The 2,231-nt window shown below is 53.0% G+C and carries 1 protein-coding gene, 2 tRNA genes and 2 rRNA genes; all 5 read left to right on the forward strand.

The window, feature by feature from the left end; translation table 11 throughout:
- Nucleotides 1-326, forward strand: a 16S ribosomal RNA gene (locus A3722_RS03935); the annotation flags it as partial.
- A 136-nt stretch (nt 327-462) separates the two neighbouring features.
- Nucleotides 463-539, forward strand: a tRNA-Ile gene (locus A3722_RS03940).
- A 26-nt stretch (nt 540-565) separates the two neighbouring features.
- A tRNA-Ala gene (locus A3722_RS03945) sits at nt 566-641 on the forward strand.
- Entirely contained in the window at nt 641-1,555 is a 915-nt protein-coding gene (locus tag A3722_RS03950; RefSeq protein ID WP_082849346.1) for a glycosyltransferase family 2 protein, read from the forward strand. The genes A3722_RS03945 and A3722_RS03950 overlap by 1 nt, the downstream gene beginning before the upstream one ends.
- A gap of 415 nt (nt 1,556-1,970) precedes the next feature.
- Nucleotides 1,971-2,231, forward strand: a 23S ribosomal RNA gene (locus A3722_RS24495); the annotation flags it as partial.

Here is a 2,231-nt window from a genome sequence, read left to right on the forward strand (position 1 = left end):
AGTCCTCATGGCCCTTACGGGTTGGGCTACACACGTGCTACAATGGCAGTGACAATGGGTTAATCCCCAAAAGCTGTCTCAGTTCGGATTGGGGTCTGCAACTCGACCCCATGAAGTCGGAATCGCTAGTAATCGTGGAACAGCATGCCACGGTGAATACGTTCCCGGGCCTTGTACACACCGCCCGTCACACCATGGGAGTTGGTTCTACCCGACGGCCGTGCGCCAACCTTTCGAGGAGGCAGCGGACCACGGTAGGATCAGCGACTGGGGTGAAGTCGTAACAAGGTAGCCGTAGGGGAACCTGCGGCTGGATCACCTCCTTTCTAAGGATGTTCCTAGCCAGTTGAGCTTGCTCAACTCATGGAACACTTAGCAGGTCGGCATACAAAGCCGGCCAATATTAGAACCGAGCCGTCCTCATATCTCTTCAGAAAATAGAACACGGGCTACCGCCCGTATGGGTCGGTAGCTCAGGTGGTTAGAGCGCACGCCTGATAAGCGTGAGGTCGGAGGTTCAAGTCCTCCTCGACCCACCATCGCATCTGCAGTGCAGAAGCCTTTTGGGGCCTTAGCTCAGCTGGGAGAGCGCCTGATTTGCATTCAGGAGGTCAGGAGTTCGATCCTCCTAGGCTCCACCATGAATTCTCTTGTCGCCTCTGGTCTGAACGGATTAGAAGAGGGCATGAAGATTTGTGCGATCACAATGGTTTACCGCGATTACTGGGCGTTGTCACAATGGTACGCCCATTATTCACGGCACCTCGGTTCAGATCACCTTTATATTGTGGCTCATGGTCATGATCCGAAGATTTCAGAGCTTTGCCCGCGGGCGAATGTGGTCACGGTTCCTCGCGATGATCTTACTGGTTTTGACCGGGTTCGTGGGCATCTGCTTAACGGACTTCAAGACGGGCTCGGCGCCATTTATGATTGGGTTATTCGTACAGATGCGGATGAGCTAATCTGTTTGGATCCGGATCGTTACGCTGATTTCACTGAATTGTTCGCATCGCGCAAGAGGGCGACTGCTCTCTTTGCTTTGGGTATGAACCTTGCAGAAGCCGATAGCGACATTGCGCTGGCTAATCAGGATTGGGCGCTGCGCCACCGGCGTCAGGCTCACTTCTCCGGCCACTATAGCAAGGCTTGGGCCGTGCGACGTGGGACGCATCTTGTGCGTCATGGTGTACAGGCTGCTGCTGAGAACCTTCAGGATGTGGCTTTTGTCCTTCCGAAAGGGGTCTACTTGGTTCATCTCAAGTACGCCAATAGCAGCGCGTTAGTTGACGCGAACAGGCACCGAACGGTGATCGGGAATGGTGACGGTAAGGGGCTTCCAGGCAAGGCCTGGGCCAAGGCTGACCAGACTGCGGCGAGCTTCTTTGATGCTTTTCACGATCTGAATGAGCTCGAGTGGCCCATAGCTGAGCGACGCGCCTACTTGCGTATCAAGCGAGACCCGGTTCGAGATGATAAGCTAAACGTTCTGCGTGCCAGGTCGATTAAGTTTCCATTTCGTACGACACTGCCTAAATGGTTCGAAAGCTGCTGATAGATTAGATCAGCAAGAGCGCTACGGCGCTTTTGCTCGTCCAATCTGGACGTTTGCGTGATATCCTTCGGATGCACGCGATTGACATCGTAAAGAGAGATACTAACAACATGTTTGATCGCCCCGCGTTAGGGGATGATCTCGGTTGCTGCCCTTTTGGGCCGGTGTTTGACGGGCTGTTTCCTCGGCCTTCCAGACATATCGCGACCGAAACGAATATGTTGTCCAAGTCAAGTACACTAACCAGAGCGATGACGCGGACCTCCTGCACGGACGGTTCGCTATCTGCATCGCTCATTGTCCAGGCGATAGTCTGGGCGGGTAAAAGTATGCTTTTGATACAGGATAAAGAGGATCAGTTTCTTACCAGCTTCTGATCTTCGCGAAGGACGCAAGTCTTTCTTTTTCTGGATCAAATCAAGCGCGAAAAGGGCGTTTGGTGAATGCCTTGGCAGTAAGAGGCGATGAAAGACGTGATACTCTGCGATAAGCCATGGGGAGCTGAGAATAAGCTTTGATCCATGGATTTCTGAATGGGGCAACCCACCTGATTGTTTGTTATTATTGCTTCGCAATATGTACGCTCCGCGCCGACCCTTGGTCGGTACACCGATCCTTTGGATCGGCACTGGGGTGGACAGCGGCGCAGTTAATAATGAGCAAAACCAGGTATTTA

Origin of the sequence: Sulfitobacter sp. HI0027 (genome assembly GCF_001634775.1) — a bacterium.
Taxonomy (GTDB): Bacteria; Pseudomonadota; Alphaproteobacteria; order Rhodobacterales; family Rhodobacteraceae; genus Sulfitobacter.

Excerpts from the sequence above, each read along its gene's own strand:
- A3722_RS03950 (WP_082849346.1), top strand. The coding sequence starts at position 641 with ATGAATTCTCTTGTCGCCTCTGGTCTGAACGGATTAGAAGAGGGCATG.